This is a genomic window from Bradyrhizobium sp. WU425, from assembly GCF_021052305.1.
GTDB classification, from domain to species: domain Bacteria; phylum Pseudomonadota; class Alphaproteobacteria; order Rhizobiales; family Xanthobacteraceae; genus Bradyrhizobium; species Bradyrhizobium canariense_D.
Genome location: NZ_CP088089.1, coordinates 2,348,767 through 2,374,643, shown reverse-complemented (window position 1 = coordinate 2,374,643; position 25,877 = coordinate 2,348,767). Strand labels below are relative to the sequence as shown.

Annotated in this window: 26 protein-coding genes and 1 other RNA gene; 14 read left to right on the top strand and 13 right to left on the bottom strand. The window is 63.7% G+C overall.

What is annotated here, in order from left to right:
- From BcanWU425_RS11335 to BcanWU425_RS11325, 3 genes are all read right to left on the bottom strand, one after another.
- Positions 1-762, bottom strand: coding sequence for a tripartite tricarboxylate transporter TctB family protein (locus BcanWU425_RS11335; RefSeq protein WP_018454332.1), 762 nt, complete (start codon positions 760-762; stop codon positions 1-3).
- A 95-nt stretch (positions 763-857) separates the two neighbouring features.
- Complete coding sequence (locus BcanWU425_RS11330) at positions 858-1,388, bottom strand: chromate transporter (protein WP_018454331.1); 531 nt, start codon at positions 1,386-1,388, stop codon at positions 858-860.
- Complete coding sequence (locus tag BcanWU425_RS11325; RefSeq protein ID WP_018454330.1) at positions 1,385-2,002, bottom strand: chromate transporter; 618 nt, start codon at positions 2,000-2,002, stop codon at positions 1,385-1,387. Before BcanWU425_RS11325 ends, BcanWU425_RS11330 begins: the two co-directional genes overlap by 4 nt.
- A gap of 84 nt (positions 2,003-2,086) precedes the next feature.
- Here BcanWU425_RS11325 and ssrA point away from each other — a divergent pair.
- The 7 genes from ssrA (at position 2,087) to feoB (ending at position 7,652) form a co-directional block, all read left to right on the top strand.
- Positions 2,087-2,453: a transfer-messenger RNA gene (ssrA, locus tag BcanWU425_RS11320) on the top strand.
- A 114-nt stretch (positions 2,454-2,567) separates the two neighbouring features.
- Complete coding sequence (locus tag BcanWU425_RS11315; protein ID WP_018454329.1) at positions 2,568-3,083, top strand: SspB family protein; 516 nt, start codon at positions 2,568-2,570, stop codon at positions 3,081-3,083.
- 99 nt (positions 3,084-3,182) lie between these two features.
- The gene (gene fumC / locus BcanWU425_RS11310; protein ID WP_231190453.1) at positions 3,183-4,628 is read left to right on the top strand and encodes a class II fumarate hydratase; all 1,446 of its coding nucleotides are present in this window, start codon (positions 3,183-3,185) and stop codon (positions 4,626-4,628) included.
- A gap of 276 nt (positions 4,629-4,904) precedes the next feature.
- Positions 4,905-5,093 (top strand): DUF4169 family protein, encoded by a 189-nt coding sequence (locus BcanWU425_RS11305; protein WP_085350267.1) that lies wholly within the window; start codon positions 4,905-4,907, stop codon positions 5,091-5,093.
- Positions 5,090-5,344 carry a ribbon-helix-helix domain-containing protein gene (locus tag BcanWU425_RS11300; RefSeq protein WP_204512042.1) on the top strand — a complete coding sequence of 85 codons (255 nt, stop codon included), beginning with the start codon at positions 5,090-5,092 and terminating at the stop codon, positions 5,342-5,344. The genes BcanWU425_RS11305 and BcanWU425_RS11300 overlap by 4 nt, the downstream gene beginning before the upstream one ends.
- 140 nt (positions 5,345-5,484) lie before the next feature.
- Positions 5,485-5,760: a FeoA family protein gene (locus BcanWU425_RS11295; RefSeq protein WP_018454325.1), complete on the top strand. Its 276-nt coding sequence runs from the start codon at positions 5,485-5,487 to the stop codon at positions 5,758-5,760.
- A 20-nt stretch (positions 5,761-5,780) separates the two neighbouring features.
- Positions 5,781-7,652 (top strand): ferrous iron transporter B, encoded by a 1,872-nt coding sequence (feoB, locus tag BcanWU425_RS11290; protein WP_018454324.1) that lies wholly within the window; start codon positions 5,781-5,783, stop codon positions 7,650-7,652.
- 169 nt (positions 7,653-7,821) lie between these two features.
- On the opposite strand, the gene BcanWU425_RS11285 is transcribed toward feoB, so the two are convergent.
- The gene (locus BcanWU425_RS11285) at positions 7,822-9,483 is read right to left on the bottom strand and encodes a hypothetical protein (protein WP_018454323.1); all 1,662 of its coding nucleotides are present in this window, start codon (positions 9,481-9,483) and stop codon (positions 7,822-7,824) included.
- A 319-nt stretch (positions 9,484-9,802) separates the two neighbouring features.
- The gene (locus BcanWU425_RS11280) at positions 9,803-10,978 is read right to left on the bottom strand and encodes a GAF domain-containing sensor histidine kinase (protein WP_018454322.1); all 1,176 of its coding nucleotides are present in this window, start codon (positions 10,976-10,978) and stop codon (positions 9,803-9,805) included.
- Positions 10,979-11,121: 143 nt separating this feature from the next.
- Here BcanWU425_RS11280 and BcanWU425_RS11275 point away from each other — a divergent pair, with 143 nt between their 5' ends.
- The gene (locus tag BcanWU425_RS11275; protein ID WP_018454321.1) at positions 11,122-11,619 is read left to right on the top strand and encodes a GNAT family N-acetyltransferase; all 498 of its coding nucleotides are present in this window, start codon (positions 11,122-11,124) and stop codon (positions 11,617-11,619) included.
- Positions 11,620-11,634: 15 nt separating this feature from the next.
- Here BcanWU425_RS11275 and BcanWU425_RS11270 read toward each other — a convergent pair whose 3' ends face one another.
- The 5 genes from BcanWU425_RS11270 to BcanWU425_RS11250 form a co-directional block, all read right to left on the bottom strand.
- Positions 11,635-12,120, bottom strand: a complete 486-nt coding sequence (locus BcanWU425_RS11270; RefSeq protein ID WP_085360657.1) for a YkgB family protein — start codon at positions 12,118-12,120, stop codon at positions 11,635-11,637.
- A 269-nt stretch (positions 12,121-12,389) separates the two neighbouring features.
- A complete protein-coding gene (locus tag BcanWU425_RS11265; protein ID WP_018454319.1) occupies positions 12,390-12,632 on the bottom strand; it encodes a hypothetical protein in 243 nt (80 codons plus the stop codon).
- A 58-nt stretch (positions 12,633-12,690) separates the two neighbouring features.
- Positions 12,691-13,809, bottom strand: a complete 1,119-nt coding sequence (locus BcanWU425_RS11260) for a DUF2336 domain-containing protein (RefSeq protein WP_018454318.1) — start codon at positions 13,807-13,809, stop codon at positions 12,691-12,693.
- 326 nt (positions 13,810-14,135) lie between these two features.
- Entirely contained in the window at positions 14,136-17,759 is a 3,624-nt protein-coding gene (locus tag BcanWU425_RS11255; protein ID WP_204512043.1) for an AsmA family protein, read from the bottom strand.
- A 139-nt stretch (positions 17,760-17,898) separates the two neighbouring features.
- On the bottom strand, positions 17,899-19,128 hold the full coding sequence (locus BcanWU425_RS11250; RefSeq protein WP_018454316.1) for a cytochrome P450: 1,230 nt from the start codon (positions 19,126-19,128) through the stop codon (positions 17,899-17,901).
- A gap of 127 nt (positions 19,129-19,255) precedes the next feature.
- Here BcanWU425_RS11250 and BcanWU425_RS11245 point away from each other — a divergent pair, with 127 nt between their 5' ends.
- The 4 genes from BcanWU425_RS11245 to BcanWU425_RS11230 all read left to right on the top strand — a co-directional run bounded on the left by BcanWU425_RS11245 (position 19,256) and on the right by BcanWU425_RS11230 (position 21,449).
- The gene (locus BcanWU425_RS11245; RefSeq protein WP_018454315.1) at positions 19,256-19,867 is read left to right on the top strand and encodes a TetR/AcrR family transcriptional regulator; all 612 of its coding nucleotides are present in this window, start codon (positions 19,256-19,258) and stop codon (positions 19,865-19,867) included.
- Between the two features lie 187 nt (positions 19,868-20,054).
- Positions 20,055-20,591 (top strand): hypothetical protein, encoded by a 537-nt coding sequence (locus BcanWU425_RS11240; RefSeq protein WP_018454314.1) that lies wholly within the window; start codon positions 20,055-20,057, stop codon positions 20,589-20,591.
- Positions 20,592-20,650: 59 nt separating this feature from the next.
- Positions 20,651-21,004 carry a hypothetical protein gene (locus BcanWU425_RS11235; RefSeq protein ID WP_026232714.1) on the top strand — a complete coding sequence of 118 codons (354 nt, stop codon included), beginning with the start codon at positions 20,651-20,653 and terminating at the stop codon, positions 21,002-21,004.
- Between the two features lie 22 nt (positions 21,005-21,026).
- Complete coding sequence (locus tag BcanWU425_RS11230; protein ID WP_018454312.1) at positions 21,027-21,449, top strand: hypothetical protein; 423 nt, start codon at positions 21,027-21,029, stop codon at positions 21,447-21,449.
- A gap of 76 nt (positions 21,450-21,525) precedes the next feature.
- On the opposite strand, the gene BcanWU425_RS11225 is transcribed toward BcanWU425_RS11230, so the two are convergent.
- Positions 21,526-21,981, bottom strand: coding sequence for a hypothetical protein (locus tag BcanWU425_RS11225; protein WP_026232713.1), 456 nt, complete (start codon positions 21,979-21,981; stop codon positions 21,526-21,528).
- 114 nt (positions 21,982-22,095) lie between these two features.
- Positions 22,096-22,584, bottom strand: a complete 489-nt coding sequence (locus BcanWU425_RS11220; RefSeq protein ID WP_231190451.1) for a MarR family winged helix-turn-helix transcriptional regulator — start codon at positions 22,582-22,584, stop codon at positions 22,096-22,098.
- Between the two features lie 120 nt (positions 22,585-22,704).
- Here BcanWU425_RS11220 and BcanWU425_RS11215 point away from each other — a divergent pair, with 120 nt between their 5' ends.
- Together BcanWU425_RS11215 and BcanWU425_RS11210 are read left to right on the top strand one after the other, a co-directional pair.
- Positions 22,705-23,613 (top strand): alpha/beta fold hydrolase, encoded by a 909-nt coding sequence (locus tag BcanWU425_RS11215; protein ID WP_026232712.1) that lies wholly within the window; start codon positions 22,705-22,707, stop codon positions 23,611-23,613.
- A gap of 56 nt (positions 23,614-23,669) precedes the next feature.
- Positions 23,670-24,473 (top strand): isocitrate lyase/PEP mutase family protein, encoded by an 804-nt coding sequence (locus BcanWU425_RS11210; protein ID WP_018454308.1) that lies wholly within the window; start codon positions 23,670-23,672, stop codon positions 24,471-24,473.
- A gap of 95 nt (positions 24,474-24,568) precedes the next feature.
- Here the strand turns inward: BcanWU425_RS11210 and BcanWU425_RS11205 are convergent, their stop codons facing one another.
- Positions 24,569-25,873, bottom strand: coding sequence for a glycoside hydrolase family 130 protein (locus tag BcanWU425_RS11205; RefSeq protein ID WP_085350311.1), 1,305 nt, complete (start codon positions 25,871-25,873; stop codon positions 24,569-24,571).
- Between the last annotated feature and the right edge of the window lie 4 nt (positions 25,874-25,877).

The following is a 25,877-nucleotide window of genomic DNA, read 5'->3' as shown; positions in this document are numbered from 1 at the left end:
TCACTGAACCAGGAAGCGCGGGAACATCGGCATCGGCAGGCCTAGCACGTAGGGGAAGAGCAGCGCGCAGCCGAGCGTCAGGCAGGCGCCGACAATGAGCGCTTCGACCCAGCGTGTCTCATGCGTACCCATCGCCGCGATCATGAAGCTTGCGAACGCCGTTACCACCACCCCAAGCGGACGAATCGCCAGCGCGAAGAAGACGATCGAGAACATCACGAAGAGCGGCCCACGCCAGGCATAGTGCGCCATGCTGGGCCCGTCGGTCAGCAGCCCCGTCAACGCGATGCCGGCGCCAAGTGCGACGAGGAGCCCGCCAAACATCCGCGGCGCCGTGCCGGCGCCAAAGGAGAAGCCCCGCATCCCCTGCAAATCGCTAGAGGCCCACAGTGCGAACAAGGCGAGCGCCATCAGCACGATTCCGCCGACATAGTCCTGCGCGGACCTGATCGTCATGAAGAACGTGAGAATCGCCACCGCAAAGATCGGATAGGAATAGATCAGCGCCAGCAGCACATCGGATGACGCCTTCTTGGTGTCACCGCCGACCGCCCCGAGCAACGCGCCGGGCGCCCCCGCGAGCAGCGCAGTCGCGTGGCTGATGACGACGGCGGCCGGCCCGCGTCCAGCGCCCCAGCCAAAGATCGTCCCGAACGACCAGATGAATTCGAAAATCTGCGGCGCTATGGCCAGCAGACAAAAGCTGATCACCACCGAGGTGTTTCGGTTGGCTGTCGCCGAGTGGCCCATCGTATCGGCCATGCATGTCTCCTCCGCGACCCGTAAGCCACGAGCACTGTTGTTCTAATCGGCTGGAAATCGATGCCCCCGCCCGGATCCCTGCCTAGCCATTTTCATTACACAATGCCAGCAAAACCCAACAAGCCCCCGACGAGCAAAATCCATAGTGGATTGATGCGCGAGACGGATGCGACCACTGCAACCGTCGCGGTCAGAAGCAGCGCAGCAAGCGTACGATCGGTCGACTCGGCGAGGATCAGGGCGCTCGCCGCCATCAGGCCGATCGAGAGCGGAACCAGTGCAGCCTGGATCAGCCCGGGCCAGCGCGATTGGTTCGGCCGGTTGAGGAGCCGGCTGACATAATAGGCAAGCAACGCGGTGGGCAGGCACATGGCCAAAGTCGCCGCCAGGGCGCCGGGGATGCCGGCGACAGCATAGCCGATCAACGTGACGATAAGCACATTCGGACCTGGTGAGAGCTGCGCGATCGCATAGGCATCGGCGAACTGCTTGTCGGTCATCCAGTGATGCACATCGACCGCGATGCGGTGCATCTCGGGCACCGCCGCCGCGGCACCGCCGACCGCGAACAGCGACATCAGACCGAAGGTCGAGATCAGCCCCCAGATCGGGTTCTCCGCGTTCATGCTGCTACCTTCCGCCGCATCAGGAAAGTGGCGCCGACGCTGACGGGGATCGCGACCAAAAGCACGGCCTGGAGCGGCAGGCGAAGGACGCCGATGGCGAGGAACACGCCCAGCATCAGGATGAGCGCCAAGGCGTCCAGCCGCTTGAGCAGCGGCGTCATCATCCGGAAGACCACCGCGATCAAGAGGCCGACGGCCGCACAGGAAATGCCCGCGAGGATGCGGCGCAGCACGTCCACATCGCCGAACCGGGCGTAGATGATCGCGAGCACCGTCATGATCAGCGTGGGCGGCAGCAACAGCCCTGCAAAGGCGGCAATGCCGCCGGCGATCCCGCGCAGCCGCGCGCCGAACACCATCGAGAGATTGACGATGTTGGGCCCGGGCAGGAAATGGCAGAGCGCAAAAGTCTCGTTGAACTCGTCCGCCGTCATCCAGCGGTGCTGCTCGACGATGGCCTGCCGGGCGAATACCAAAACCCCTCCGAAGCCCGCCAGCGACATCCTGGCGAAGGCGAGGAACAGCGCGAGCAAGCCCGGCGGAACGGCGCTGGTGGCTGGACCGTCCGGCTCTTGAACTGGTTGTTGCGCGACCGGTGCGGAATCCTCGGACATGTCAGGAGCTTAGAACGCCGGCCGGCAGGCGGCCAAGCCTGCCGGGAACCTATCCAGAGGGAACCTCGGAATGATCGCTCGAAACACCTGTTATTTGAAACGTTTGCCCCCTATATTGGGAGTGCCGGTTCGCCGGCTATGGAAATAAACGGTCGTCGCAATAAACCATTCGGACCCGGGGGCGGTACCCGGCGCCTCCACCAAAGCCCACCAGCGGGCTGGCCCTGAAAGCGGGCTTTGGCGGGGGCGAAATAGGATCGACGAGGGCGTAAAGGGCGTTCTTTTTCCCGGTATTGTTCCGCCGTTATCGGGCTATGCAATAGTTGCCAACGACAACTTTGCTCCGGTTGCTCAGGCTGCGTAACGCAGTTTGAAAGACCATTCTGAAGTCCTAATGGGTTAAGCTCCGTTAGGCGGGGTTCGGAGGCACCTGGCAACAGAAGCCTCCACTTACCTCTTATTTCCTACCCCGCGGGGACTCCTGCTGACCCGTCAGGCGCGGTACTATTGCGACTTGGCGAGTCGGGCCGGCAGGGCCCAGCTCCTGGAATGCAACAGGACCACCATGGCGACCGATCATATCCGATACGATGTGCTGGCCCGCGACGCGCTGCGCGGCGTGTTGCGCAAGGTGCTGACCGACGCCGCGTCCCAGGGACTACCCGGCGAGCATCATTTCTTCATCACCTTCGTGTCGAAGGCGGAGGGCGTGAAGCTGTCGTCGCGGCTGCTGGCCCAATATCCAGAAGAGATGACGATCATCCTGCAGCACCAGTTCTGGGATTTGACCGTGCTCGAGGACCGCTTCGAGGTCGGCCTGTCTTTCGGCGGCATTCCGGAGCGGCTGATCGTGCCGTTCAGCGCCATCAAGAGCTTCCTTGATCCGTCCGTGAAATTCGGCCTCCAGTTCGACACCTCCGATGTCGCCGACGTCTCGGCCGAGACCTTGCCGGCCGCTCCCGCCCCGTCCGCGGTCGCGGTGGCCCCTGCCACTGACCCTGCGGAAGGCACTGAGGAGCCGGCGGCTCCGAACCAGGGCGGCGCCGAAGTCGTGCGATTGGATCGTTTCCGCAAGAAATGATCTAGATCGGGTCGGCGCCCGTCGCAGGCGGCCAAACTCCCTATATAGAGGCACATGATGAGGCCGCGCGGCATTTCGCGCGGCGGAATGGATGTGCTCATGGCCAAAACTTCCCTCTCGAAGACTTCCCCCTCGAAGACCGGCGGCTCCTCGCGCCCGGCGACCCGCACCGAGACCGACAGCTTCGGCCCGATCGAGGTCCTCGCCGATCGTTATTGGGGCGCGCAGACCGAACGCTCGCGCCAGAATTTTCGCATCGGCATCGATCGCATGCCGATCTCGCTCGTGCATGCGCTCGGCATCGTCAAGCTCGCCGCAGCGCAGTCCAACCAGGAGCTCGGTTTGCTCGACCAGCACCGCGCCAACGCCATCATCCGCGCTGCGCGCGAGGTGATCGAGGGCAAGCTGGACGATCATTTTCCGCTGGTGGTGTGGCAGACCGGCTCGGGCACCCAGAGCAACATGAATCTCAACGAGGTCATCGCCAACCGCGCCAATGAGATCCTGGGCGGCGAGCTTGGCGCCAAGAAGCCGGTGCATCCCAACGATCACGTCAACATGAGCCAGTCGTCGAACGACTCGTTCCCGACCGCGATGCATATCGCGGCGGCAAGCCGCATTACCGCCGATCTGGTCCCTGCCCTTGGCGAATTGCTGCGTGCACTGCGCAAGAAGGAGAAGGAGTTCGCAAAGATCGTCAAGATCGGCCGCACCCACACCCAGGACGCGACGCCGCTGACGCTCGGTCAGGAATTTTCCGGCTATGCCGCGCAGGTCGAAAGCGGCATCGCCCGGCTCAAGGTCGCGGTGAGGGAGCTCTATCCGCTGGCGCAAGGCGGCACCGCCGTCGGCACCGGCCTCAATTCGAAGCCGCGCTTTGCAAAACTGTTCGCAAAGCACGTTGCCGGGATTACGAAGCTACCCTTCACCAGCGCGGCCAACAAATTCGAGGCGCTGGCTTCGAACGACGCCTATGTATCGGCGCACGGCGCCATCAATTCGGTCGCGACAGGCCTGTTCAAGATCGCCAACGACATCCGCCTGCTCGGATCGGGTCCGCGTTCGGGCCTCGGCGAACTCATGCTGCCGGAGAACGAGCCGGGCTCCTCGATCATGCCGGGCAAGGTCAATCCGACGCAGTGCGAGGCGATGACGATGGTGTGCTGCCAGGTGTTCGGCAATCACACCGCGATCACGGTCGCCGGCAGCCAGGGCCATTTCGAGCTCAACGTCTACAAGCCCATGCTGGCCTACAACATGCTGCACTCGATCCGGCTGATGGCGGACGCCGCGCGCTCCTTCACCGAGCATTGCGTCAGCGGCATCCGCGCCGACGAGAAGCGCATCAAGGAACTGATGCAGCGCTCGCTGATGCTGGTGACGGCGCTCGCCCCCAAGATCGGCTACGACAACGCGGCCAAGGTGGCCAAGACGGCGCATGCCAACGGCACCACCCTGAAGGAAGAGGCGCTGCGGCTTGGCTTCGTCTCAAGCGAGGAATTCGACCGCCTGGTGCGCCCCGAGAAGATGACCAGCCCGGGATAAATTCCGAATTCCGATAGCCATCCGTAATGATACGGAGCCCCTAGCTCCATTAAATGTAGGGCTTAAAGGACGGGATTTGATTACCGTCAATGTCGCGGCGGGATTGCGTGTTACGCAGCCCCTCCGCCCCCACGGGGCGGAATTCATCGTTTGATGGCCCAAGGGTCGATTGACGAGGACAAGCGAATGGCGATCAAGTCTCATCGGGCGCAATGCGGCGCACAGTTTCTGAATGTTTCATCCTGCCCACGGAGGATCGGATGATGGAGACGCGACATGGCGAACGTCATCAACCTGAATCGTTTCCGGAAGCGCGCCGAGCGGGAAGCCACGGCGAAGCAGGCGGACGCCAACCGAACGAAGTTCGGCCGCACGAAGGCGGAGCGGTCGGCGGAGGAGACGCGCGCGGATCAGGCGAAGACGCACCTGGACCAGCACCGGATCGATCGCGAGGAGCAGCCATGAAGTCGCCTGTCGTGAAACGGTCGATCGTCGTCGCCGGTCACAAGACCAGCGTCAGCCTGGAAGAGGCGTTCTGGAACGGCATGAAGGAGATCTCCGGCCTGCGCAACATGACGCTGTCCGAGCTGGTCGGCGAGATCGACAGCAACCGCCACCAGGGCAATCTGTCCTCGGCGATCCGCCTGTTCGTGCTCGACTACTTCAAGAGCCGCGCCATGGCCGCTATCCAGGCGGAAAAGGTCCCGGCCCAGTAGCCGTCTTTGCGCCGGTCCTTGGCGCCGATCCTGGCGCCGATCGCCTCTGTCACGAAGCTGGTACTTTAAAATCACTCTAAGGTGCAGTTCCAGCCACCGAGCGCGCTTGACCTCGATGCCCTGCGTTGAAAATACAGGGCATGACCGACATCCATGATACGCGTCCGCAGATGCCGTTGGGCCTGGCCCAGCGCGGCTATACCGGCGTCATCCAGCACCTTTCCCCCAAGGACGCAGGCTCGGCACTCTCGGACATCGAACTCGAGAGTCGGCTGATCGAGCTCGGCTTCGTCGAGGGCGCGCGGGTCGAGATCCTGCACGAGGGGTTGGTCGGCCGCGACCCGATCGCCGTGCGGGTCGACAGCATCACCATCGCGGTCCGCCGTCGCGAAGCCATGGCCATTATCGTCGCCTGAAGCGACCGGACCCCAATTCCATGGAAGCACCCCTGCTGCATCTCGCCCTGGTCGGCACGCCAAACAGCGGCAAGACCTCGCTGTTCAATGCGCTGACCGGCAGCCGGCAGAAGGTCGCGAACTATCCCGGCGTCACCGTCGAGCGCAAGGAAGGCTTCTTCGTCACGCCCTTGGGGCGCCAGGTCTCCGTGGTCGACCTGCCGGGCACCTATTCGCTGCGCGGACGGAGCCCGGACGAGGAGATCACCCGGGACTTCGTGCTCGGCAAGGCCACCGGCGAGATCGTGCCCGACCTCGTGCTGTGCGTGGCGGACTCGACCAATCTGCGCCTGACCATCCGCCTGCTGCTGGAGCTCAAGCGCACCGGCCGGCCGATGATCCTCGTGCTCAACATGTTCGACATCGCGACCCGCCGCGGCATCACTGTCGACGTCGAGCGGCTCGCCAAGGAGCTCGGCGTGCCCGTGGTCACCTCGATCGCGGTGCGCAAGGGCGGCACGGCCGACCTGCTGTCGCTGACCGACGAGATTTCGGCAAAGCTCGCCGCCGAGCCGGGAGAGAACAATTGGCGGGCGCTCAGCGTGGCCGACTTGCGCGCCACCCAGCGCGAAGCCGACCGCATCATCGCCGACTGCGTCAGCCTGCCCAGCCGGCCCGACACCTGGACGGCGCGGATCGACGCGGTCGTGCTGCATCCCGTCGGGGGGCTGATCGTGCTCGCGGCGATCCTGTTCGTGATGTTCCAGGCGGTGTTCGCCTGGGCGCAGCCGCTGATGGAGTTGCTCAATTCCGGCTTCGACTCCCTCGGCGAGTTCGTGCACGCGACCTTACCCGCCGGCCTGCTGCAGAGCTTCCTTCAGAACGGCGTGATCTCAGGCGTCGGCAGCGTCATCGTGTTCCTTCCGCAGATTATCATCATCTTCCTGTTTATCCTGCTGCTGGAAGATTTCGGCTACATGGCGCGCGCCGCGTTCCTGATGGACCGCATCATGGGCGGCGCCGGCCTGCACGGCCGCGCCTTCATTCCGCTGCTGTCGAGCTTCGCCTGCGCCATCCCCGGCATCATGGCGACGCGCGTGATCGACAACAAGCGCGACCGGCTGACCACGATCCTGATCGCGCCGCTGATGACCTGCTCGGCGCGCATTCCCGTCTACACGCTGATCATCTCCGCCTTCATTCCGGCCAAAGACGTCTGGGGCTTCATCAACCTCCAGGGCCTCGTGATGTTCGGCCTCTACGCTGCCGGCATCATCAGCGCGCTGCTGGTCTCGTTTCTCATCAAATTCTTCATGCTGCGCGACTATGCGCCGGCGCCGTTCATGCTGGAGCTGCCGGACTACAAGATGCCGCGGCTGAAATCGATCGCGATCGGCGTCTACACGCGGGCCAAGATGTTCCTGCACCGCGCCGGCACCACGATCTTCTCGATGATGGTGCTGATCTGGTTCCTGGCCTCGTTCCCGCAGCCGCCCGCAGGCGCCACCGAACCGGCGATCGATTTCAGCCTCGCTGCGATCATCGGCAAGGCACTCGAGCCGCTGCTGGCGCCGGTCGGCTTCAATTGGCAGATCGCGGTCGCGCTGATCCCCGGCATGGCGGCGCGCGAGGTCGCGGTCGCGGCGCTCGGCACCGTCTATGCGATCGAAGGCGGCAAGGAAGCGGCCGAGCAGATCGGCCAGGTGCTGGCGACGAAATGGTCGCTCGCGACCGCGCTGTCGATGCTTGCCTGGTACATCTTTGCCCCGCAATGCGCATCGACGCTGGCCGTGATCCGGCGCGAGACCGGAAGCTGGACCTGGATGGCCGTCACCTTCTTCTACATGCTGGTGCTGGCCTATGCCGCGAGCCTTCTGACCTACAATGTCGCGGTCGCGTTCGGGGCGGGGTAGGCCCCAAACAAAAAACTGCGAAAACAACCCCATGCACAGTAGACGGGTGTTGTGAAATCAATGACTTACACTTGTGCGAAAATCGTCCGGCCGCAGGGCTGCGCCAGTTGCTCCGTCGGGCAAAACAGGAGCATGATGCCATCATCGCCACGACCGACCATATCTGGCGTCAAGCCGGTTTATGCGCCAGCACCGTTCCAATCCGCTCCTTCTTGAGCGCGAACTGCGCGGCCAATGCGAGGCCGAATGCCAGGCAGAACGTCGTCCCAGCCGCAATGAAGCGCAGCTTATTGGTTTCCCAGATTGCCCCCTCCTGTGCCATCAGCGACAGCAGTTGGGGCAGAAGCAAGAACACATTGGTTGCCGCAAAGCCGAAGCAATTGAACAGCCGCCACGCGACCGTTCGCATCGAATTGTCGATGTCCGGCAAATCGGAGCAGCTCTGCCTGTCGAGATAGTACGAAATATAGACTGTCACGAGCGCCGGCCCGAGGCCCCACCGCAACATCGCAAAGTAAAGGCTGGCAAGGGACATTTCCCGCAAATTGCCCTCGCCAAAGTTATGCACGGCCAACGTCAGACCAGCGGGCCCTACGGCGAGCGCGACCAGGAAGCTCCAGCAATAAGTGGTGAGGTGGGACTGATCTGAATCGCTTCCCAGAGATGACATCGCAAATCGAAGCAAGAGAACGACGACGATTGCCAATCCATAATTGCAAAGCGAATACATGACCCATGCAATCGAGCGATTGGGGTCCTGCGCCCAGACGACGCCTCTGCCTTGCAGCACGTCATAAATCACGGCCGAAATGGTCACGCCCAGATAAACGGAGCAGATCAAGGCAATGATATAGACGATCCAGTACCGTAGCGGATTGTCGTGAATGGGCGCATCGATTTCGATGCCGAATTTGCTGGCCTCATTGCGCAGGTCGATGCGGGAGCCGTTGCGATAGATCAGGTAACACGCGACAAGCCGGGCAAATCGATTGTAGAGGTCCTTGATCAGTTGCGTGGCCTGGGGCGCAGCAAGGCCCGTCAACGTCCCAGCCTTCCACTGGCTCATCGTCGGCGCCCCCTGCTGGAAGTCTGCCATCAGCTTGTCGAAACCAAAGCTGTCCTCGGTGAAGAAGGTGGCGTCATCTCCGGTGTCGCGTCCCTGCGTCAGCCACCATTTCATGTAACAGATTTCCGCCCACATCCGATCCGGGGTGTTCGGATCCTTGCGGAAGTCCTGATCGACGACATCTGGAGAATTCGCGATGACTTTCGAGAGCACCTCCTGCGGCACACGCAGCGAAAAGCGGATTTGCGCCATGATCTGCTTCGCGAGCTGAGGCACGCTGATCCAGCTCTGGATCACATCGCGCACCATCAGCAGGACGTTCCATTGAGCCTCCTTCGTCAGGAGGAACAGATACACGATCCCCATTGCGGCGACGACGGTCAGGTACGGAGCAGACTGACTTTTCGCAGCCTCTATGAAGGCTACTGGAAATGCAGGAACCAGCGGCGCCAGGGCAATGACGTCGCGGTTCTCATGGATGAGAAGAAGGAAGAAGCCGCATGAGAATACGACAAAGATGAACCCGCCCAATCGATACTGCTGCCGGGTCGTCATGTATCGCGGGAAAGTCGGGACTTCGGCAATGTTGACCGCGCGGCCAAAAGCCTGCCAGGCCAACCGGCCTGCCACCACCAGGCCCAACAACGTGATGGACCAGCGCACCAGCGAAGGAACCAGGTCGGACGCGGCGTCACGGACCTGATCTGCGGAGGCTTGTGTCGATAGTAAAATGGAAATGACAATTCCCAACACGATGCTAGCCATAGCCTGAACTCCCTCTTGAGCGAGATAGTTCGAACGGGCCGCTCTACGCGGAATTAGGCGTACCGTAAATCCGGAGCGACCACGTGTGTGTGAACCAATTCACATCCTCTGGACGTTTTCGTGCAGCTCTCTCTCTGAAGAGGCACAATGCCTTGCCCGCAAGAAAATCGCCGGACCGCATCCGGAAAGAGCCTCGCACAATCAGCGCTATCAGCTGTTCGCCGGTTGCACCGTCGCGCAAAACAGGCGCATGATGGTATTGTCGGAGAATTGGCGCGACGCTTCGTGACGGCAAGCTAGGCCGGCGTAGCACGCCTTCTCAGCCGCGGGCCGGGCTCGCCGGAAACGTCGCGGTGAACACCGTTTCATCTCGCATCGACGACGCGACGATCAACCCGCCATGGGCGCGCGCGATCTCTTGGGCAATGTACAGTCCGAGCCCAAGCCCTTTCTGGTTCGGCAGAACGTCGCCGCGATCGAACGCAGTGAAAAGGCGCGGGATCGCATCAGCCGGAATTGGCGCGCCTTTGTTGGCAACGCTGAGATCAAAGCCAGCGCCGGTCGTCTGCGCCAGCACCCTGATCGGCTTGTCGGCGGCGCCATAGGAAATCGCGTTGCCGAGAAGATTGGACAGCATCTGACCTATGCGGTCGGCGTCGATTCTCACAGGTCCCGGAACGTTGACGACCGTTTCGATGACGCGATCCGGGTGCACGTTCTCGAACTCCGCGACGATTTGCCTGATGACAGGCTCGAGTGGCTGTTCTTTCAACTTGAGCTGCATCCCGGCGCCGAGCCGCGCGCGGGCGAAGTCCATGACATTGTCGATCAGGCCCGCCATCCGGCCCACGCTTCCCTGCAGGAGGTTGATCCAGTTCTTCCCCTCGTCATCGACCTTCTTGTTCAGAAGCCGCAGGCCGCCCTGGATCGAGGCAAGAGGGTTTCGGAGGTCGTGACCGAGCACGGCGATGAACTGCTCGCGCAGTTCCGCATTGCGTTGTTCCAGCGCGAGCCTGTTCTCGATCAGTTCGACGCGCTCGGCCGCGTCGAGATGAGACGCGATCAGCTCGGCAAAAAGCTTGAACATGCCGATGACTTCGGGAGTCCGAAGCTTGCGCGGCTTCGGATCGATCGCACAAAGAGTTCCGAAGAATGAACCGTCGGGCAGAATGATCGGCACGGAGATGTAGCTTTGGAAGCCATATTGTGCAGGCGTGTGATGCTTGCAGTAGCCGGCGTCTTTGCTGACATTCTCGATGACGACCGCCTCGCGGCTCTGCCGGATCTCATGGCAGATCGTGGTCTCGACCTTGAGCTCGTCACCGGGTTTCAGCCCGAACGCAAGTTCGTCACGCGAGGCACATGTGATCCACCTGTCCTCGGTGACGCGGGCAACGGCCGTAAACCCCATGCCGGTGGTCCGGCTGACCACGTCGAGGATGGTCGAGACCGCAGCGATCCCGCTGATCTTGGCTATGTCGCGCTCGAAATCCATTGCCACTCCGCTTGGGAACATTCGCCCCGGGCCGGCCGCCCAACTGAAAGCGCGTCCTTGCAACGGTGAAAAGCACTGCCAGCCAAGTCATTCCGCGTCAATGTTACTCGACGCCCCACCTCGGAAGCGGCTATCTGTTCCCAATGGAACATTTCAGAACGGCGAGGCTCAGCGCCGAAAGGCTTCGTGAAAATCATCTCGCCGACCTCGTCGCGTTGCATCTCGATGCCGAGGTTTCGCGCTATCTCGGCGGCGTCCGTTCGGCGGAGAAGACGAAGACCTATCTCGACGCCAATATGGCGCATTGGGATCAGCATGGCTTCGGTCTGTGGGTGCTGCGAACGAAAGACGGGGCATTCGCCGGGCGAGCGGGCATCAGGCATATCCTCGTGGACGATGTCGACGAGATCGAGATTGCCTACGCGTTCAAGCGCGAATTCTGGGGCCGTGGCCTTGCAAGCGAGACCGCGACCGCACTCACCGATATTGGACTGTTACACCATGAGCTGCCGTCCCTCATTGGCCTGGTCTATGTCGGCAATGGCGCATCGCGCCGAGTTCTGGAGAAGTCCAACTATCTCCTCGAGCGAACCACGTTCCGTCACGGCGAGAACGGCGTCCTCTACCGGATCCGGCGGTGAGAGACGGCCTGACGATCACCCGGTGCGCAGCCGGACAACCGATTGCGGCAGGGAGGCCAGAAACAACACCGCGCAAACGCACAGCAGGACGATGTCCTTGAACAGAAATTCGCCGGTCAGATTCCACGCCATCGGATCGGATGAAAGGCTCCATTTGACCACACCGGGCGTCGTGAAGAAGAACGACCAGGTGATCGCAAAGGTCACCATGCCCATGAATGAACCGAGGGCGGACGAAACCGGGCTGAAGCTGCCTGCCGCGAGCAGCGCCGCAATCACGAATTCAGCGACACCGAGGACATAGGCCTCTCCCCTCAGGCCGAACACCGACAGCCAGGAGATGAACGGGCTGTTGCTGATGAACTGCGCGATGCCCTGCGCAGATTGCGGCGTGAATTTCTGCATGCCAAACGATACGAAGATGATCACCATGACCCAGCGCAGAATGGCAAGAGGACGATAGGAACCGCCCCCGACCTCAGCGACGTTGAACTCTTTCATCCGACCATGTCTCCCCGGTTTCACATCCATCAGCTCTGCGAGACTACGCTCGCTGAAGGCTGTACGAAGGGGAGCTTCGGTCGTTACCCGCGTCGGCCGGTTCCGGAGATCACAGCTGCGTGCGATGCGCGTGTTCGCGGGATGGCCGCCCGGTCTGGGGCTGTCGGCGCGTTAATGTGCCGTTGAAGGAGCGACGGCGGTGCCCTGCGCTCGCAATGACGGTGTGGAAACAGCCGCTATCGCGCGGATGGAGCGGACGCCCGCGGAGTCTACCTGAAATACCCGAGCACGAGATCGACATCCGCGCTGCCGGCCGCCGTGCCGTTCAGCTCGGCGTCGATGACGCGGCGGCAAGCCTCGATCGCGGCATGGTCGCCGAGGTCGTTGGCGGCTTCCAGCACGAGCCATGCCGCATCGACCGAGGCCTGGTCCGCTGCTCCGCCGCCGATCTCGCCGGCTGCGGCGTTGTTGAGGTTCTTCTTGCGAACTGCGGTGCCGAATTGAGGCAACATTGAAAATACTCCCTGCCAATTCCCGGATGATGCTCGGTGTACCTGTTCGGTGTACCGCTCAGTGCACCTGCAGCTCGGGCTGACGACCCGTGACGGGATCGGTGCCGGTCTTGCGCGATTGGTAGAACTTCAAGACGCTGCGCGAGGTCTCGATCTTGAGCTTGCCGAAATCGCGCTCGTTGTCGTGGAGCTCGCGCGCCGTGATCAGATGATCCTTGGCGCCGAGGAACAGCAGCGACATGGTGGTGTCCCAGGAGAAGTCGAGCGCCTTGCACAGCACCAGGATCATCTCGCGATTGCGGTCCATCATCGCACGCTCGATCACGTCGACCGGCAGCGACGACAACAGCGACAGGCCGATCTGCACCTCGTCGGACCGGTGCTGGCGAGCATAGTTCGAGATCGAGTCCTGGTTGAGGTTGCCCTGCCGGTACTGCGTCGTCACCACGCGCTTGGCAACGAAATAGCTGCGCGAGGACGGGCCGAACTTGGACTGCAGATCGCCGGTGACGTCGCTTACCGAGCTCTGGATCTGCGCCATCATTTCCGGGCGCTCGTGCTCGAGCCGGCGACGGACGTCCTCCGACGCCTTCGAGATCAGTTGCTGGAAGATGTGACGCGGCACGTCCTTGCGCAGGCCAAGCTGCTCGGCGAGAATCGAGTCACCCTCGGCGCGGCGGACCATGTGGAGCAGACCCGAACCTGAAAAGCGCGCGCCCTCGTTTTTGGCGACCGACGTCACGACCTCCTGGTCGCCGCGCTTGACCAGCACGTCGGTGACGGCCTCGCCGATCGACTTGCGCTGGGCGATCGCGAGCAGATGCGACTGGCTCTTGGTCATGGCGCTCTCGACCAGCAGCTTCTCGTCGATACGATTGGAATCGCGCAGCACGGGACCGGCGACCTCGATTTCGTCGGCGATCGCGAGTTGCGCAATGACATTGAGCGGAGCGTGATCGCAGGCTGCCATCACCTCGGAGAGCTGCACCCGTGCGGCGACCTCGATCTCGTCGGCGAGCCGGCCGATGACTTCGCCGAACGTGCTGATCTCGTCGTCGCTGTAGCGACCGGTGATCAGAATGTCGGTCGCATGCCACAACGCCTTGGTCCGGCTTTCGTCGGTGCCGCGTGCGATTGCGTCGTCCAGATCCTGCAGAAGTGTTGTCGCGCCGTTCATCCCGATGACCCCAGTTCTTGGCTGGCCATCCTGCTTGTGCCGGCAGGACGCCGAGTTCCTCTGGGAACAGAGGCTAGGGAACAAACGCGAGAATCCGGTAAAGTCGGCAGATCAGTTTTGCCGCGGAAAATTCGATAAAAAGCGAGAGAATGAGTTTACCGGTACGTCACGAGGAAGCTGCGCCCCCTCTCCCGCTTGCGGGAGAGGGTTGGGGTGGGGGTGTCTCTCCGGCGTCATGGCCGGGCTTGTCCCGGCCATCCACGTCTCACCGCCTGGGACGGAGAACGTGGATGCCCGGGACAAGCCCGGGCATGACGGACTATCGCCTACGGATTTGACGGCGTCAGCACCAGCGGCGGCTTTGGCTTGGGCTTTGCGGGCGGCGGGCCCGGGGCCGGCCTGACGTCGATCGGCGGAGGCAGCGGCGCGATCTGCGTGCTTGCAAGCGGCGGGCTTGGTGCCGCGGGAGCGGCCTGCGGCGCCTTTGGCGTCGGCGCAACCCTGATATCGGACTTGGGCTTCGGCGGCGGCGCACGGCGCGGATCGCGGCCGGGCATCGGCACATCCGTGAGCGACGGCTCCGGCGCCGGTTCGGGCGACACCAGCGTCGGCAACGCGGCGGTGGCCGGCGGCGGCTCGCCGCGCTCGATGGCGTCCAGCCGGCGCGTCTCGCGATCGATCGTGCGTACCGCGAGCCACGACGACAGCGGCCCAAGATCGACGGTGCGATTGAGCCTGTCGGGGGGACCGGCCGCGAACAGCTGGATTTCGGGCGGCGCGCCGGAGAGCCCGGTCATGATCGGCGTCAGGCTGGCACGGATGTCGGCCTGGTCGGCGGGGATGTCGTAACCGCCGGAGACGATGGCACGCGCGTTCTTCGCCTCTAGCGACGTTGCGCCGACGCGCAGGCGCCCGTCCCGGATCGTGAACGGGATCTGCGCCGAGGCCACTGCAATCGGACCCGCCGACAGCGCGGGCTCGACCAGCTGCCGCAGCCGATTGTCGTCGGCAATTTGGCCGCCGTCGCTGGCGCGGATGGCGATTTCGAAGGCGCGTGGATTGAGGCCGGAGATTTCAGCGGATTCGAGCGTCACCGTACCGTTGCCGGCGAGCGCACCGGTGAGCGCCGCGACGCTACGGCCCTGGCTGGTCAGCGCCATCTGCGCCGAGGCTCGTCCCTTCGCCAGCGCGAGGTCGCGGTAGCGCAGCGCCGCCGCGTCGACATTGCCGAGCTCGATGCGCGCGTTGAGCGTCAGACCATTGGTGCCATTGCGCGCATCAAGGCTCGCCGACATCTCGCCGCCGCCGACGCCGCCCTTCATTGCGTCGAGCGCGAGCGACTGACCGTCGCTCCGGACCGTACCGCCGAAGGGGCGCAGCTCGATGCCGCCGGGCAACGTGCCGTGCAACGCCTGGAAGGCGACGCGGCCGCGCCAGCCGCCGAGAAGCCCGGCACTCAGCGGCGCATTGGCATCGTGTCCGGCCGCGCCGATGGCCATCGCGAGCGCGGGCACGAGGTCGAGCGTATCGAGGCCGACTTCGCCGTCGACGGTCTTCTCCTGATCGAGCGTCACCGCCAGATGACCGCGCAAATGCGAGCCGGCCAGGGTGCTCTCGAGATCGTTGAAGGTCAGGCGGTTGCCGGAGAGGCCGACGCGCGAGGACAGATTGACGCTCTGCACCGATTTATCGGCCGGGCTGGTCCCGAACAGCGGCCCCAGATTGGCGTTGCGCACGCGCAAATTTACGCTGCCTTTCGGCTCCGACAATTCGACGTTGCCTTGTGCGTCCGCATCCAGCCCGCCGCCGCTAAGCTTGGCATTCAATTGCAGCTGATGGCGCCACGCGCCGCTCAAGCGGCCTTCGAACTGCGAAGCGCCCTCGCCTGCGGCCACCACGCGATCGAGCCCGAGCAACGCCAGCAGTGCACTGGCTTGCGGTGTCGCGACTTTCGAGTCCAGCGTGAAGTCGCTGTTGCGCAAGCGGTCGACGTCGATGCCGTTGACGGCGGCCACCGGCGTCTGCGCAGCCAGCGTCGCGGTGGCCTTGAGCTGCGGCGCGTCGAGTTCGAGGACAGCGCGCGCGTCGTTGCGATCGGCGTGCTCGGCGTTCTTGTCGAGGCTGAGGTCGAGCTTCAGGCGGGTCGCAGCCGGCAGCGACGGGATGGCGTCGAAGCGCGCGCGCACCGATGGCGCAAACGGCTCGAGCAGTGCAGTGAGATCGCGCAGCGAATTGGCGGAGGATTTCAGCGCGAGCTTGCCCGTGGCCTTGGCGCGGTCGAAGCTGCCACTTGCTTCCGTGGTCACGCCACTGGCCTGGCCGAACCGCAACTGCTCCAGCGAGAGCGATGCGGGGCCGTAGCCGAGTTTCGCGGTGAACGGCCGCAGCTCCTGCCCGGCCGAGATCGCGCGGCCGATATCGAGCGACAGCTTCGCTTCCTCCGGCCATTCGCCCTGCGGTCCCGAAAGCGCGCGCACAAAACTTGCGGCCGCATCGAGGTCAAGGCGGTCGGCCTTGAGCTCCGCGTCGATCCGCGAGCCCTTGCTCGCGCCGGTCTGGACGAAAGCGATGCGGCCTTCGACCGCGCCGCCGTCGATCTCGGCCTTCAGCCTGTCGATGGCGAAATGGTTGGCGGCGATGGTCACGTCACCGGCAAGGCGCAGCGGCCGCGTGCTGCGGCGGTTGACCTCGCTGCGGCCCTGGAGCCAGGCCACTAGCGTATCGGGATCGGAGGAATCGACGCTGAGACGGCCGCTGAAGCTGTCGGCGCCGGGCGTCGCGCCGTTGAGCGAGAGCTGCGTCTGTCCCGGCGCGCGCAGCTCGAGCCGCTGGAAGGTCCAGGATCGTCCGTCGGTCGCAAGCTCGGCCGTGATGTTCTGGAGCGGCCGTGCGCCGAGCATGATCTGGTCGGAGTTGAACTCGATCTGTGCCGGGATCGGCGCCTGCGGGATTGCGGCGAGGCCTGCGCGGAGCGCCGGAAGGATGCGCTGCGGCTCGTCCTTGCCGGTCAGCTTGTCGGCATCGACCTGGCGCGCCGACAGCACCGCACGCAGCAGCGGCGAAGCCCCGAACCTGATATCGCCGACGCCGCCGAGCTTCAGCGCGGAGTCTTCGGACCCGAAGCTGGCGTCGACCTGCTCGAACTTGGCGCCGGCCGGATCAGCCTTGAGTTTCGTCGTGAGCTTCCAGGGCATCGGCCCCGCCTCGCCCGGCTTCTTCGGCGCCGGCACGGCGAACGTCAGCGCGCCCTCGAATTTCGGCAGGCGGTTGTCGAAGGCGAGCACGCCTTCGAGATCGGCGAGGATCGCGCGCTCGCCGGGATCGATGTTGAGGTGGAGGCGGGTGGCATTGCCGTCGGCGCTCGGGCCGGAGGAGACGCGGAACGGATAGCGCACGCCGCTGAGGGCAAAACTGCCGTCGCCCCGGACCGAGCCGGCCAGCGAGCGCACATCGCCGGAGAAAGCGATGTCGTTGAGCTCCAGTGTCGAATGGCTGGCGGCATCATGCAGGGCGATGCGACCGGTGAGATTCAGCCGCTCGATCGCCAGCGATGCCAGATTGAAGCTCCCGCTCGCGGTGGACGGCAGATCGACCCGCCCGCGCGCGTCGAGGCCGAGATCGACCGCCATGCCATTGACCGAAAGCTCGGTGGCGCGCCATTCGCCGCGCATCAGCGAGCTCAGGCTGAATTCGACATCGAGCTTGTCGGCGCGCAGGCGGCCGAGATCGTTGTTGCCGCCGAAGGTGACCGCGCGCAGCCGCAGCGTCGGCGCCGGCAACAGCCGCGCGTCGAGCTCGCCCGCCACCCGCACCGGCACGCCGATGATCCTGCCGGCCTCTGCTTCGAACTGGGGCCTGAACTGGTTCCAGTCGACGAAGTACGGTCCGATCAGAGCGGCCAGCAGCGCTAAGATAAAGGCAATCGCCAATCCGAGCAGCGTCGTCTGCACGGGTCTCCCCTCGGCCAAACCGGATGCGGGCCTTGCCTGAGCCGCAGGGCCTCAGACGTACCGGAACAGCCCCTTATATAGGGGGAAGTGTGGCGAAGTCACAGCGACTGTTGCGCGCGGAGGTTAACGCCGGCAGCCATCACCAGCTCGCAGGCAGCCGCTTCAGGCCGCGCAGCACGAAGGTCGGCCGCCATTCGGGGTTTTCGACGTCGTCGATGCGCAGGTCGGGCAGCCGACGCAACAGCGTGGCGATGGCGATCTCGGCCTCGAGGCGGGCCAATTGGGCCCCCAGGCAGAAATGGATGCCACCGCCGAACGACAGCGGCCTCACATTCTGGCGGGTGACGTCGAGCCGGTCGGGGCGGTCAGGATAGACCGCCGGGTCGCGGTTGGCCGAGCCCAGCAGGCAGAGCACGGTCTCGCCCTTGGGGATCTTGGCGCCGCCGAGATCGTCGATATCCTCCAGCGCGACCCGCCCGGTCATCTGCACCGAGGAATCGTAGCGCAGAAACTCCTCGATCGCGCCCACCATCAGGTCCGGCCGCGCCTTCAAAAGCGCGAGCTGGTCCGGATTGCGATGCAGCGCCAGCAGGCCGTTGCCGATCAGATTGACCGTGGTCTCGTGGCCGGCGCCGAACAACAGGATGATGTTGGCGGTCAGTTCCTCGTTGGTGAGCTTGTTGCCGTCTTCCTCGGCCTGCACCAGCTGGGTAATGAGATCGTCGCCGGGATTTTTGCGACGAAGCTCGAACAGCTGCTGGAAATACATCTGCGCCATCATGTTGCCGGCGTTGCCCTTGGCGATCTCCTCCGGCGACAGCGGCACGGGATCGAGCAGCCGTCCGCCATCGCGCGAGCTGTTATAGAAAGTCTCGCGATGGTCCTCGGGGATGCCGAGCATGTCGCAGATGATGGTGACAGGCAGGCGGAAGGCGAAGTCTTCGATCAGGTCCATGTGGCCGCGGTCGATCACGGCATCGATGGTCTGGTCGACGATCTCCTGGATGCGTGGCCGCATGTCCTCGACGCGGCGGGCGGTGAAGGCCTTCACGACGAGGCCGCGCAGGCGGGTGTGGTCAGGCGGATCGGCCTGCAGCATCCAGTGGCTCATGCTGCGGAAGACCGGCTCCTCCATGATCTTCTCGCTATAGCGGCGCTTGGAGCGCTCGACGAAATCCTTGCCAAAACGCTTGTCGCGCATCACGAGGCTGACATCGGCATGGCGGCTGGCGACGAACTGGCCGAACGGCGTCACGTGAATCGGGTAGATCGCGCGGAGCCGGTCATAATGCGGATAGGGATCGCGGATGAAGTCCGGCGACAGCGGGTTGAACAGCGGACCGCCGGTGCCCTGCACGTGCTCGTTCATGGTGACCTCATATCGGTTGCCGCATGAATCGCATACGCCGCAGCCCCTCTTGCGCAGCGTAACCATCCCGGAATTATCAACTCGATACATTGTTGTATCGAGTTGCATTTTGCCCTAAACTGCCCCGATGTCAAGGGTGAGAACCAGGCCGACCAGGGACGACACGCGCGACAGGCTGTTCGAGGCGGCGGCGCGCGTGTTCGAGCAGGACGGCATCGGCGGCGCCAGCATCGAGGCGATCGCGGCGGCGGCCGGATTTAGCCGCGGCGCGTTCTATTCCAACTTCAAGAGCAAGGACGAGCTGATTATCGCCATGCTCGAGGAGCATGTCGCGCAGTCGATCCGGCGCAACATGGACATCCTCGCGCAGCACGACAATCTCGACGACTTCATCGCGGCGCTGAAGGCGATGGATCGCACAAGGCAGGATCCGCTCGGCCGCTCGCCGCTGCTCCACATGGAGATGATCCTGTTTGTCGCCCGCGCCGAGAAGCGCCGACCGGAGCTTGCAAAGCGCCTGCGCGCGCGGCGCAAGCTGGTCGCCGACATCATCGAGGCAACGCTGAAGAGCAACGCGAAGGGCGACACGCTCAATCCCCCCTGGATGGCCTCCGTCGTGCTGGCATTGGAAGACGGCTTTCGCCTGCACCGCCTGATCGATCCGGAGACGACGCCGGCCGACAGTTTTCTGCGCGCGATCACGGATCTGCGGCGCAGGACGGGATTGTCGTTGAAGTAGCGTTTGTTTTCTTCAGATCGTCGCGCTTCGCTGTTCCCGCTCGGCATCGGCGCGCCGCGCCGCTGGAACCTCGTCGCAATTCTCGCGCGCATTTTCCACATCCTCATACCGATCCAAGGAACGTTTCTGCAGCTTGCCACTTTATCCCGTGCCTGTTTTGGCAATTTGATCATTCGAGGAGACAGCGATGAGGATTCTGAAATTGTCTGCGGCCGCAGCTGCGCTGCTGGCCGGTACCGCGCTCGCCGTGGCGCAGTCGAGTTCGACGGTCGGCACTGGCGGGTCGTCAGCCGGCGGTGGCACCAGCAACTCGACCGTAGGCACGGGCGGTTCATCGGCGGGTTCGGGCAGCGGATCGGGCTCGGCCTCGACGCTTGGCACCGGCGGCTCGTCGGCGGGCGGCGGCACCAGCAGTTCGTCGATCGGCACCGGCGGCTCCGCCGCAGGCTCCGGCAGCGGCTCAGGCTCGGCCTCGACGCTCGGCACCGGTGGTTCGTCGGCGGGTGGCGGCAAGAGTTCGTCCAGCGTCGGCACCGGCGGCTCTGCGGCAGGCTCCGGCTCCAACTCGGCATCGACAGTCGGCACGGGCGGCTCGTCGGCCGGCGGCGGCAAGAGCGGCTCGACCGTGGGAGCGGCCGGCTCCTCCGCGGGACATGCCAGCGACATGGGCATGGAAAAGGGCAAAGGCCACCACAAGGACGAGATGAAGAAGGACAAGGACTGACATCCGGCCGGCGGAGCGGCAGCAATGCCGCTCCTTCGTCCTTCCTGAGGAGGACTGGCATGAACAGACCAATCGTTGCGATCGCAGTTTTGACTTTGATGAGCAGCGCCGCTGCGGGGGAAACCATGCAGAAAACCGGCAAGACCGCGTCCGGCGAGACCTGCCGGGTCACGGTGGAAAAACATCCCGACGGCAGCATTACCGCGCTGGGGTCATCGGGTTCGGGCACCACCGGCTCGACCTCATCGAGCGGCTCGCTGTCGAGCTCTAGCTCGGCCGGCGGATCGTCGGTGCACGTCCAGGCCGGTGGCGGCAACGTGTCGAGTTCGTCCTCGACGGCCGGCGGCCCGGGTTCGACCAGCGCGAGCACCGTCACGGTCAACGGCTGCACCATCTCGACATCGTCGCCATAGCAATAGGATTTCACAGATGAGAATGTTGATCGCGACCTCGTCGGTCGCACTCCTGCTTGCCGCCGCCTCGCCGTTGTCGGCGCAAACCAGCATGACCGGCGGCACCGGGGGCTCGGCCGCGGCCGGCGGCACCTCGGCCAGCACGCTCGGCACCGGCGGCACGTCGACGTCGGGCTCCGGACAGACCGGCTCGTCGATTGCAGCGGGCGGCAGCGCCGCGTCTGCCAACGGCAAGGCGCAGTCCGGCACCAGCATGAACAAGGGCAACGGTCCGGTGCTCAATTCCAATGCGCGCGCGCAGGCGCATGAGGGTGGTACGTTCAGCCGCTCCCACACCCGCACGAAAGTCAAGGCGGGCGAGGAGGTCGGGTCGACCACCAAGACCATGTCGCACGTGCCGGGCTCCAAGCCGACCATGTCGACGACATCGACCAACGTGCGCTGAACCATCCTCACGAGACTGCTGCCCGCAACCTGCGGGCAGTTTTTCTTTGTGAGCAGGTTTTTCGTTGGTGAACGGATCAACCGCCGCTCAGCGTGCGGCTGACGCGGGTCACGAGTGCATCCCACTGCCGCTTCTCGGCGGCCGGATAGTTGATCAGCACGCAATGCACGTAGCGGCGGCCAAAGTTGCAGCGGTCGTACCAGATCTTGCCGCCCCGGGTGCTGGAGACCACGAAGAAGCGCGGCGTGATGCGCTTGTAGGTGATGCCGGGCGGCGGATTCTTCCGCGCCAGGAAAGCGGCCGGTGAGCTGCCGTCATTGGGAACGGCCTGCACCGTCAAATCCGCACGGCCGTCGCTGGTCCGGTACTGCATGCCATAGCCGTCGGGCCGGCCGGCTTGCTCGGTGAAGATGGACGAAGGGATATCGACGCTGGTCCCGGTCTCGGGAATGCGATAGCCACTCCAGCTGTCCGCGCGGGCGGCCGCCGGAAAGGCACAGAGCATGACAAGGATGGTGGCGATCTTCTTCATCGTATGGACCGGCTTGTGCTGGTGGGCCGACAACGTGGGGAAACGCCGGACGTTCCTTTCCGCGATGTGAACGCGCGTTGCGCCCAAGCCGGATGATAGTCTCGAGCGCGCCCGCTAGCGAGCGCGTTTGCCCTTGTCCGTGGGCAAGGGGCAATTCGTACAAGCGCTGTCGTCGCACATGCGGCAGATCGTGAAGCGATCCATCTCGGAGGTATCCTGCCGAGCCAACAACTCATGGAGCAGCGTTTCAAGGCGCTTCGTTTCAGCCGGCGACAGTACATCCAGAAGCGACGCGACGGCCGAAATCCGCGAAGTCATCAAATCGTTGCGGGTTGCGGCGCCCTTCGCCGTCAGGTGCAAGGCAACCTCGCGGCCGTCCTGTCCGGGCCGACGTTCGACCAGCCGATCCGACACCAGACGGTCCACCAGCCGGACCGTTCCTGAATGCGACAGGCCAAGGATCCGCCGCAGCTTGTCGTTGGTCATGCCCTGGCCATAGCCGATGACGACCAGTGCCGCAGGGGTCTCGCCACCGCGGCCGATGACCTCGCGCGCGCCCTGCTCGATCCGATCCATGACGGCGAGCGAAAGCGCCCCCAGCAAATTTGCGATTCCAATTTCCATACACCGACAATATGTGCGGAGCGCACAAAAAACAACTTGACGATATGTGCGCTCCGCACATAATTTGGATCGCGGGGCTCGATCACATGGAGAATGACGATGAATACTCGGAGCGCGGCACGACAAGCGAATGCCCAAGCGGATACCAGGGGCACCGAACCCGCCTTGAAATACGTGCAGGCCAACGGCGTGCGCTTCGCCTATCTCGAACAGGGCGATGGCCCCCTGGTCATGTTCCTGCACGGCTTTCCCGACAATGCCTGGTCGTATCGAAAGCAGCTGCAGGTCTTCGCGGATGCCGGGTATCGTGCCGTCGCGCCGTTCCTGCGTGGCTATGCGCCGACCGAGATTCCGGCGGACGGCATTTTCGATCCGATCGCACTGGGCAAGGATCTCGAAGCCCTCATCGCGGCGCTGAGCGACGACGGACAGGCACGCGTCGTCGGCATGGATTGGGGCGGCACCTCGACCTTTCAGGCGCTGGCCACGGCGCCATCGGCAATCAAGGCCGCCGTGGTCATGAACACCGCGCACCCGATTACAATTTCGAGCATCAGACGGGATCCGGAGCTCGTTCGAGCCGTCTTCCACGTCTATTTTTTCCAGCTGCCCGGCGCCGAATCCGCGGTCAATACCGAGGGCCTCCCCTTTGTCGACTATCTCTGGAAGCTGTGGTCACCGACATTCAACAATGCCGAGCACATCCGTTCGATCAAGGAGACACTCAGCTCGCCCGGCACGATGGCCGCGGCGCTGAAATATTACGGAGGCCTGACCGATGCGGGGCTCACGGGCCGGCTGCCGATCAATGACATGCACACGCCGACGCTGACGATCTATGGCAGCAACGATCCGACAGCGAGGTACTCGGTCAAGGAGGAGCCGCTGTTCAAGGGGCCGCACAAGCGGATTGTCCTGCCCGATGTCGGGCACTTCCCGCACCTCGAGCGTGAGGAAGAAGTCACCGGCCTGATCATGGACTGGTTCAAGACGCACGCGCCTGACTGAACGCAGAGGGCGGTGGCCCACAACATCCTTCGATTTTCTAATCTGGAGTGCGCGCAATGGACGCCAAGACACAACATCAATATGCCGAGACCTTTCATGCCCTTCACAGGAAGGGCGATCCGCTCGTCCTGTTCAACGCCTGGGACGCCGCCACCGCCAAAGCCATCGCGAAGACCGCTCCGGCCATCGCGACCAGCAGCGGCGCGGTCGCCTCCGCACTTGGATACGCCGACGGAGAAAATGTCCCGTTCGACATGGTGACCGGCCTCGTATCGCGGATGACTGCGGCCGTGTCAGTTCCAGTCTCAATCGATCTGGAGGCAGGATATGGCGACACCCCGGAGGCCGCCGCCAGATCGGCGACCGAGATTTTGAAAGCCGGCGCCGTCGGCATCAATATCGAGGACGGGCTATCGGGGGGAAAGCGGCAACTGGTCAATCCCGAACTCCATGCCGCCAAGATCAAGGCCGTGCGCGACGCCGCGAAAGATCTTGGAGTTCAGCTGTTCATCAATGCGAGAACAGATCCGTTCCTGCTGAAATTCGGATCGCCGGACGAGTGCATGAACGAAGCGGCAAGGCGGGCGAAGGTCTATGCCGAGGCCGGCGCCGACGGAATTTTCGTCCCCGGCCTCACCGATCTCGCTCTCATTGAAAAGTTGGTTCAGCTCACGCCTCTGCCGGTCAACATCATGGTGACACAAGGCGTTCCCGCACTTCCGGATCTGGCTCGCGTCGGCGTTCGGCGGGTCAGCCTCGGGCCGTGGCCGATGATGGCCGCGATGCGGATGATCGGACAGGCCGCGGCCGCGGTCGCCGCGACCAAGCAGTACGGCACGTTCCTGCAACCGGATGCCTGAGCCCGGATATCACCAGCTCGACGCAGTGTTCTGCGCCGACCGCTTCACGCTTTTCCAATCCACCGGATGGATGTCGAGAACGGTCAGCGCAGTTCCTATGCGCTCCTGTCCATGGCCGCGATCAAGGATCCGATCTCGATTGTCGCGACATTGCAGTAGCTGTCGGAGACCGCGTAGGGGAAGATGATCTTGTCGTGGTGGCGCATCGCGCCGCAAGTGTAGACGACGTTTGGAACATATCCTTCGCGTTCGGAAGGGTCCGGGCGCAATAGTGGCTCGCGCAGGCGGCCGAGCACCTTCGAAGGGTCGTTCTTGTCCAGCAGCGCGGCCCCGATCGAATATTTTCGCAAAGGTCCGACGCCGTGCGTCAGCAGCAGCCACCCGACGTCGAGCTCGATGGGTGATCCGCAATTGCCGATCTGCACGAATTCCCAGGGGTATCGCGGCTTCAGAATCGGCTGGCCGCCATCCCACGTCTGGAGATCGTCGGAAAAGATCAGATAGAGGTTCTCGTTATCCTGGCGCGCGATCATTGCATATCTGCCCCCGATCTTGCGCGGGAATAACGCCATGCCCTTGTTGCGCGCGGCACTGCCCTTCAGGGTCGATAGCCGGAACGATACAAAGTCGGACGTCTCGATCAGCTCCGACCGGATTGCCCGTCCGCTATAGGCGGTGTAGGTCGCGTAGTAGATCGTCTCGCCGGCGTTGCTGAAATGCACAAAGCGGGCGTCCTCGATCCCGTTCGACTGCGCTTCGGTGACCGGGAAAATCACCCGCTCGCTCAGATCCTGGCCGGCCGCGAATGTAACATCAATCTCGTCGCCGCCAGCGCCCGATGTCAGCCTGACGAGATCGGGGCTGGATGCAAGGCGCGCGGTCGGGTCGATGGTCACGGTCCCGTCTGCCGCAATAAGCCCCGAGCGAAATGTCAGGGACGACACGTGACCCTCGCCGACGGCACGAAGACTCAGGATGAAGCGAAGGCTGCCTTCCGGCGTTCCGGATTGATCGGGATGCGGCACGATACTCGGATTGAACAATGCCGAGGCCTCGAACGAATATTCGTTGAGAAAATAGGCGCCCGCGAGTTGGCGCTGCACCTGCGTGAATACAGCATGGTCGGCCAGCGCCTCTTCCATCTCCGCGGCGCGGGCCTCGAAGATCTGCAACAGGTTGCGGTGACGACCGAGGAAATTCTCCAGAACGTCGGCCAATTGCCGGTCGGCCGTCTCGGCATCGAGCGCGAGGACCCGTTCGACGATATGGTTGGCGCGGGTCTTGTCCGTCGGATTGAGGTCGCGCGGCTCTGTTGCCGGCTTGAAAGGCCGAACGATGACACGGGTCGGATCAGGCCGCAGCTGAAGGGCTTGGCGTTTGAGGAAGGGAGATTGCGACAAGACG